Raw genomic sequence first — 7,815 nt, forward strand, 5'->3', positions numbered from 1 at the left:
AGCTTTTCTTCGTATATAGATTTACCTGCTAATTATTTCGCTCAAATAACATAAGATTATAGAAATGAAAATAAATTGTTTGATTATAGATGATGAACCATTGGCTATTAATGTTATAAAAAATTATTTAGAGCCAATTGAAAATTTTGAGGTAATAAATACATTCAGCAATCCGATAGAAGGTTTAAATTTTTTAAAAAATAATAAAGTTGATGCCGTTTTTCTTGATATAAATATGCCTGTTCTTGATGGTATTAATTTTATAAAAAGTTTAGAAAACCCTCCTATACTTATTATTACAAGTGCCTACAGTCAATTTGCAATTGAAACTTATGAATTAGATGTTTTAGATTATTTAGTAAAACCAATCGAGTTCCCAAGATTAATGAAAACGCTGAATAAGATTAGCAAAAGACTTGAAAATAAAAATAATTCTCCTCAGGAAATCAGTCAGGAAAGTCCATTTATCTTTGTGAAAATTGATAAAAAAAGAATGAAGAAGATTTTCTTTAATGAAATTCTGGTTATTGAAAGTTTAAAAGATTATTTAAAAATAAATACGCTAACAGGCAAATATATAATTCACAGCACATTATCTGATTTCACGGATTTACTGCCCGAAAGAAATTTTTTAAGAATACACCGTTCTTACACTATCGCAATTGATAAAATTGATGCCGTTGAAGGAAATAGTATCGAAATTGAAGGTCTGAGATATGTAATAGGAAGATCATATATCGATCATGTTAAGCAAAGGATTTTGAATTCCTCGATTTAATTTTTTTACGATTTATTACCGCGCTACTTTTGTCAAAGTTTTGAAAACTTTGACAAAGGTTTTTTTGATTTAATACACAGTTCATTTCGAGGTACGAGAAATCACACTAGAAACTCCAGCAAAATGGTCGCCAATCTTTGTCGATAAACTATTGTGATTTCTCCTTCGTCGAAATGACAAGATTGTGATGAAAAATAACATTGTGTAGCTACTTTTCGCCCTTCGACTGCGCTCAGGGTGACATGAAATAAGGATAAACTTTGTGTCCCGATAGCTATCGGGATTGCGAAATTTTTGCGCCTTTGCAGTTAATTTTTTTTCGGTTAAACTAAATATAAAACAAAAAAAATGCAGCCTAACCAGGGCTGCATTTTCAAGTTGGTAACTAACCAAATAAACCACATGAAATAGTCTATTATATTGTAAAAAGATTTTATAATCTAAAAATAATATCGTTTAAAAGCTTCAATAGCCGAATAATCTGCTAAACCTAAAGCGTGATATTTTTCTGCTGTTAATCTGTTTCTGTCTTCAACTCGTACCCAAAATTCACGGCTGTCATCTCCTTGAAACATCACTCCGTCTTTTTGAGATTGGTGGTAAAAAATGGCATGACGTTTTTTAAGAACCTGATCAGGGCTCATTGGAACTGCCATTTCAATTTGGTAGGATTCCCATTCATGCCAAGCTCCTCTGTAAAGCCAAACCCAGCAATCATCCATATAACTGTTGTGTTTTACTCTTTTTAAAGCTTCAAACAAGCTATCCAGACAAACTTTGTGAGTTCCATGCGGATCTGCTAAATCTCCCGCTGCATAAATTTGATGTGGTTTTATCCTTTCGATAATATCACACATAATTTGAATATCAGCTTCTCCAAGGTTATTTTTCTTAACTGTTCCAGTTTCATAAAATGGTAAATCTAAAAAGTTAACATTAGAATCCGGCACGCCTAAATATCTTGTCGCCGCTACAGATTCACTTCTTCTAATTAATCCTTTTAATTTTCTAACTTCTAGTGAATCAATATCGTTTGCTTTTTTACTCTTCAAAAAGTTAATAATATTTTCAGATTCCATAGAATTAGTATTTAATGCTTTAGAAATTTCAGCAAATTTTAAAGCTTCTTCATTAGAAACTGCAATATTTCCTGACGTTTGATACGCAATATGAACATCGTGCCCTTGCTCTACAAGTCGGTCAAAAGTTCCTCCCATAGATATCACATCATCATCCGGATGCGGACTAAAAATGATAATTCTTTTTCTTTCCGGAGTTGCACGTTCCGGTCTGTAAGTATCATCTGCATTCGGTTTTCCACCTGGCCAGCCAGTAATGGTCTGCTGCATTTTATTAAACATTTTTATGTTCAAATCATATGCAGTTCCTTCCTCCGTTAAAAGACTGGACATTCCGTTATCATTATAATCCTTATCAGTTAATTTAAGAAAAGGTTTTTTAGTCAATTCACTTAACCAAGCCACCGCTTTCAGTTTTAATTCTTCGGTCCAGATTACAGATTTAACCAACCAAGGCGTTTTTACTCTCGTTAATTCCGATGAAGCTTCAGTGTCTAAAACAAACGTTGTGTTGTTGTGCTGTTGTAAATACGTTGCCGGAACTCTTGAGGATATTTCGCCTTCGATTGTCTTTTTTATAATTTCTGCTTTACTGATTCCCCATCCCAAAAGCACAATTCTTTTAGCATTTTTAACAGTACCAATTCCCATTGTAATTGCTTTTCTGGGAACATTATCAATACCTAAAAATGATGATGCAGCATCAATACGTGTTAAGTGATCCAGCGTAATACTTCTTGTAGCCGAGTTAACATGCGATCCCGGTTCATTAAAACCTATATGTCCTGTTCTTCCAATTCCTAAAAGCTGAAAATCCAATCCGCCATAAGCTTTAATCTTCATTTCATAATCAATACAATATTGCTGTAAATCTTCACTGCTTACTCGTCCATCAGGAATATTAATATTTTGTCTGTCAATATCAACATGATTAAAAAGATGTTCATGCATAAAATGATAATAACTCTGGATATTGTTCTTATCCATTGGGTAATATTCATCTAAATTAAAGGTTACAACATTAGCAAAACTCAAGCCTTCCTCTTTATGTAATCTAACAAGTTCTTCGTAAACCTTTACTGGTGAAGATCCTGTTGCTAATCCTAAAACACATGGTTCGTTTAACTCTTCTTTTCTCTGAATTATATTGGCAATTTCCTGAGCTACTAAAACTGAAGCTTCCTGAGATGAATCAAAAATCACATTATGAATCTTCTCAAAACGGGTTTCTTCAAACTTTCCTGCTTCTTTAAAATTTATACTTTCTTTAATCATTTGTGTGTTGTTGTGATTATTTGATATAAAATTAAATATTACACTTTGTAAATAATCAAAAATTCGACTAATAACCTAAAACCTTCGCTAGAAAACATAATTAGAAACTCTAAGAAAAAAGAACCCAATTAAAAAGCTATCATAGTGTTTCAATCACATTTATTTCTGCAATCGAAACCGTGGAACCTTTCCCTACTGCCGACTTAGCAATGAAACGAATATACCTTGCTTTATCTTTTTTAAATGTCTTTACCTGCTCTATAGGATTATTTTTTATATTCGAAAATTCACCTTGAGATTGCAATGTCCATTTTACATTATCCAGACTTGTATAAAACTCATAATTTGAGATTAAATTTAGATTATTGCCCACTTGCTGCGGTAGATAAGTAAACCCGTTTATATTCAAAATGCTCCCCATATCAATAATTATCTCCTGCGGAAGTTTATTTGAATCCCCGCCAAAACTCCATTCGGTATTGGGATTTCCATCGATAATATGGTTTGCTGAATTCAAATCTCCACTAGATGCAGTAACTATTTTCCAGTTTTCTTTAGAAGCACCGTATTTTGCAGTTTTTACAGCGCTACTAATGTTTTCAGAAGTATTTATAGCAACTGCCTTAATTTCAACCGCTTTATCATATTGAAATATTCCATTATATAATGTACTTTTTATTGTTGGATTACTTCCGTCGATAGTATAATAAACAGAATTGCTTTCTTCAGATTTCATTGTAATATATCCGCTTTTATTTCTTTGAATTTCCGGCATACGCACAAAAGTTGGCGCATTAAAAGCCTGAATATTCGAAATAACAATACTCGCTTTAGAATCTGTAATGTTTATTTTTAAAGCCGAAGCTGTAACTTTGTCAATTCTTAAAATTCTTTTATATCCAATAGTAGTTTCGTTCGCAACATTTTTCCATTTTCCATCGATTTTAGCTTCAACATTAAATGCTTTCACGCGTTGTCCTAGCTTTATATATTCTTGCAGCACAATTCGATTTAACGTAGTTGGTTTATTAAATTCGAAAACTATCGAAGTCGTTTTTATATTATCATCGGTTGCCCAATAAGAGTTTCTATTTTGATCTGTCGCATTTTTAGCTGCAAATTCATTACTGTTTCCCCGAACATTATCAGCAGTAATATTTGTTCCGGCTAATAATTCTTTTTTAAAATCTTCCTTGATAGTTGAAACTAATTCTTTTAGTCTTGCTTGGTCATTTTCATGAATTAAACCTCTTCGATCTACAGGCAGATTCAATAATAAAGTAGCATTTCGCCCAATTGATTCATAATAAATATCAACCATTTCATCTAATGAACGTACTTTATCATCTTCGACAGCGTGATAAAACCATCCCGGTCTTATAGAAACATCAGCTTCTCCTGGAACCCATTTCTCTCCATCTTCATGTCCAGACATGAACTCAGTATAATGAACTTTACCCGCCAGTTCATCTTTTTGGCGTAAAAGACTCCAATTTGTTTTTCCCGCGCGACCTTCTTCATTCCCAATCCACCTTGCTTCTGATGGTCCAACTCCCCAAACTAATGTTTTAGGCGCTATTTTGTATATCAGTTTATAGGTTTCATCCCAATTATAATATTCTAATGTGTTGATTTTTCTGGTTTCATTTGCGCCTGCGTAATATCCGTCACCTCCATTAGCACCATCAAACCACATTTCGAAAACATCTCCGTAATTCGTTAGTAATTCTTTTAGTTGATTTCTAAAATAGGTAACATATTCTGGTTTACCGTAATCTGCACGATTTCTGTCCCAAGGGGAAAGGTATAATCCTAATTTCAGATTATATTCTTTACAAGCGGCAGCTAATTCTTTTATAAGATCGCCTTTACCATTTTTCCACGGAGAATTTTTAACGGAACGTTCTGTATAAGCAGATGGCCATAAGCAAAAACCATCATGGTGTTTGGCAACCAAAATAATCCCTTTCATACCTGATTCCTTAACCACTTTCGCCCATTGACGAACATCAAGATTTGTTGGATTAAAAAGTTCCGGAGATTCATCACCATAACCCCACTCTTTATTTGTAAATGTATTTAAGGAAAAATGAACAAAAGCATAGAACTCCATTTCCTGCCAGTCAATTTGTTTTTGTGTTGGTAAAGGACCAAATGGCTCTGGAGATTTCACCTTTTTTTGACCGCTAACAGATGTTATTATGCAAAAAAAACATAATAATAGAAGAGCTTTTTTCATAGCGATGTGATTAATATTATAATAGTAATACACAATATTAATCTAAAATATCAACTGAACTATAAAATTTCGACCAACAACAATATTTAAAGAGGTTTGGTAGTAATAAAAAAATTCTATACGTTTGATTAGAACAAAAAAACCACTCAAATTGTAGAGTGGTTTTATCTTTTTTAATTTACTTAATAACAGTGGCAAAAACTTCTTCAGGAAGTCGTACCTTTTTTAAGTTAGCATTCCAGTCATTTTTTTCATCTCGATATCCTAAAGCTAAAAGAACAACACTTTTTAATCCTTTTTCTTTCAATTTTAAAATTTCATCAAATTTATCCGCATCAAACCCTTCCATTGGTGTACTATCAATTTGAAGATTTGCTGCAGCTATTAATCCTGTTCCCAAACCTATGTAAGCTTGTTTAGTTGACCAGATAAAGTTTTCCTCATCTGTTCTGGCAAGAAGATGACTGCTTATTTTATCTTTAAAATCAGCTAAATCAGTTATTGGGGAGTTCCTTTCTTTGGCAACAAATTCTATATAATTGTCAATTGTTTCCTGAGAAATTGAATCAAACGCTGCAAATACTAATAAAAGCGGAGCTTCTGTAATTTGCAAATTAAAAGATCCATCTCCAAGTTCCTTTTTTATTTCAGGATTTTCTATGACAAAAAGCCTGTAAGTCTGCATTCCGATAGAAGATGCTGACAGATTGATTGCTTCAATAATTTTGTTTAAGTTACTTTCAGAAACTTCTTTTGAGCTAAATTTTTTTGTGGCGTATCTCCACTTAAGGTCGTCTATTAATTTCATTTATGAATGTTTAAAAATTTATTAAAACAAAACTATATTAAAATGGTTACTTTTGGTAACTTTGTGATAAAAAGTAATGGTGACATCCGAGTAACCATCGAATATTTATGAAAGAAACAAATCCAATAAAAGAGTGTAATCACAAAATACTGGCAATTCATCATGTAATGGACCTATTGAACGGAAAATGGAAAGTATCCATCATAGCTTGCTTATGTACTGAGAAAATGCGTTATTCTGAATTATTAAGGACAATAGAAGGAATCTCCGGCAAAATGTTAAGCAGGGATTTGAAAGAATTAGAAATTAATCAGCTCATAACAAGAAAAGTATTGGACACTAAACCTATAACAGTTGAATACGAAATTACTGAATATGGGGCTACACTTAAGAATTTAACCAGCGTGATATCTGATTGGGGGCTTAATCACCGAAGTAGAATAATAAACAGATGATTAGTTATAAAAAGAAAAACCGACTAAGCACATAAATACTTGGTCGGTTGTATAAAATTAATACAAAATTTTATTAGAAGATTTAAAGCAATTTTTTAAATTTAAAAAATTCCCATATTTTCAGGCTTAATAGTGAATCCTAAACGTATCATACTTTTATGCTCCTGATAATCAATCAAACTTTCTGTATATCCTACAAACCATTGTAGTGTGAGATAATAATTCTCACTTTTGTACGGTCGCCAATTTACCTGTGTCTGCAAAGATCCATAATTGATAAGTCCACTTCCTTTCCTGAAAAGAACGTCTGCACTCCATCGTCCCGGCTGTATCTGATAAGTTGCGCTTGCTTCACCGTAACCAACATATTTAGTAAGTCCAGGATTATCTTCTTTATCAACAAGCGGAATCCATCCTCTTAAACCAACAATCCACCTTGGAGAAATTTGTGATTTTAATGAAAAGGCAAGCATGTTCCACGTTCTTGAATAAATAGAATCTCTACCATTCGATTCATGTTCAAATGAGACTGATCCATAAGTTAACCTTCCGCCCTTCAAGTAAAACGGACGAACAAGGGCAACGCCAGGATTAAAATTAATTTCCGCAAATGGCTTTGAACTTGCATAAATATCCCAAAAGGCTTTTTGGGTATACATTAAATAAGGAAAAAAACCGCCCCACAAAGGTTTTGAGTTCAATCGTAACTTAAAACTTACCTGATATTTTACGTCTGCAGTATTTCTTGTAATATCAGTATTGATTGGTACGCCTGTTAAAAAATAATTATCCTTGTGAACTGAAAAACTAGGTTCTTTCAACAAAGAATCTGCCGCACGGAAATTTTTCTTATCTTCTACAAGTTGTGAATTTGCAGTAATTGAGAACAAAATACAGCAAATCAATAAATATTTTAAATACATTCTTATGTTTTAAATTGGAAATTATTAAATTTTGCACTAAAGTAAACCATTTTCATCACAGCTATTAACTCAATAAAATAAGATTGTAGCAATAAATAAAAATTATGTCTTTTTTTGAAAAAATTCTAAACAAAAAAAATCCTCATCAAATAATGATGAGGATTTTAAAAAGAAAGGCGACGACATACTCTCCCACATAACTGCAGTACCATCTGCGCAGGCGGGCTTAACTACTCTGTTCGGGATGGGAAGAGGTGA

The 7,815-nt window shown here is 32.7% G+C and carries 6 protein-coding genes and 1 rRNA gene; 2 read left to right on the forward strand and 5 right to left on the reverse strand.

Annotation, left to right across the window (positions count from 1 at the left end; translation table 11 throughout):
* Positions 1-64 precede the first annotated feature (64 nt).
* Positions 65-778, forward strand: a complete 714-nt coding sequence (locus tag KHA90_RS09855) for a LytR/AlgR family response regulator transcription factor (protein WP_213298599.1) — start codon at positions 65-67, stop codon at positions 776-778.
* A gap of 440 nt (positions 779-1,218) precedes the next feature.
* Here KHA90_RS09855 and nagB read toward each other — a convergent pair whose 3' ends face one another.
* The 3 genes from nagB to KHA90_RS09870 form a co-directional block, all read right to left on the reverse strand.
* Positions 1,219-3,132 carry a glucosamine-6-phosphate deaminase gene (gene nagB, locus KHA90_RS09860; RefSeq protein ID WP_213298602.1) on the reverse strand — a complete coding sequence of 638 codons (1,914 nt, stop codon included), beginning with the start codon at positions 3,130-3,132 and terminating at the stop codon, positions 1,219-1,221.
* 139 nt (positions 3,133-3,271) lie between these two features.
* Entirely contained in the window at positions 3,272-5,371 is a 2,100-nt protein-coding gene (locus tag KHA90_RS09865; protein ID WP_213298605.1) for an alpha-L-fucosidase, read from the reverse strand.
* A gap of 178 nt (positions 5,372-5,549) precedes the next feature.
* Complete coding sequence (locus tag KHA90_RS09870; protein WP_213298608.1) at positions 5,550-6,179, reverse strand: NAD(P)H-dependent oxidoreductase; 630 nt, start codon at positions 6,177-6,179, stop codon at positions 5,550-5,552.
* 107 nt (positions 6,180-6,286) lie between these two features.
* On the opposite strand from KHA90_RS09870, the gene KHA90_RS09875 reads away from it, so the two are divergent.
* Positions 6,287-6,634: a winged helix-turn-helix transcriptional regulator gene (locus KHA90_RS09875; protein ID WP_213298621.1), complete on the forward strand. Its 348-nt coding sequence runs from the start codon at positions 6,287-6,289 to the stop codon at positions 6,632-6,634.
* 101 nt (positions 6,635-6,735) lie between these two features.
* Here KHA90_RS09875 and KHA90_RS09880 read toward each other — a convergent pair whose 3' ends face one another.
* The gene (locus tag KHA90_RS09880; RefSeq protein ID WP_213298624.1) at positions 6,736-7,557 is read right to left on the reverse strand and encodes a phospholipase A; all 822 of its coding nucleotides are present in this window, start codon (positions 7,555-7,557) and stop codon (positions 6,736-6,738) included.
* A gap of 171 nt (positions 7,558-7,728) precedes the next feature.
* A 5S ribosomal RNA gene (rrf, locus tag KHA90_RS09885) occupies positions 7,729-7,815 on the reverse strand; the annotation flags it as partial.

The organism is Flavobacterium psychroterrae (assembly GCF_018380615.1).
Classification (GTDB): domain Bacteria; phylum Bacteroidota; class Bacteroidia; order Flavobacteriales; family Flavobacteriaceae; genus Flavobacterium; species Flavobacterium psychroterrae.

Coding starts and splice junctions, on each gene's coding strand:
- KHA90_RS09875 (WP_213298621.1), top strand. CDS start 6,287: ATGAAAGAAACAAATCCAATAAAAGAGTGTAATCACAAAATACTGGCA.
- KHA90_RS09865 (WP_213298605.1), bottom strand. CDS start 5,371: ATGAAAAAAGCTCTTCTATTATTATGTTTTTTTTGCATAATAACATCT.
- KHA90_RS09880 (WP_213298624.1), bottom strand. CDS start 7,557: ATGTATTTAAAATATTTATTGATTTGCTGTATTTTGTTCTCAATTACT.
- KHA90_RS09855 (WP_213298599.1), top strand. CDS start 65: ATGAAAATAAATTGTTTGATTATAGATGATGAACCATTGGCTATTAAT.
- KHA90_RS09870 (WP_213298608.1), bottom strand. CDS start 6,179: ATGAAATTAATAGACGACCTTAAGTGGAGATACGCCACAAAAAAATTT.
- nagB (WP_213298602.1), bottom strand. CDS start 3,132: ATGATTAAAGAAAGTATAAATTTTAAAGAAGCAGGAAAGTTTGAAGAA.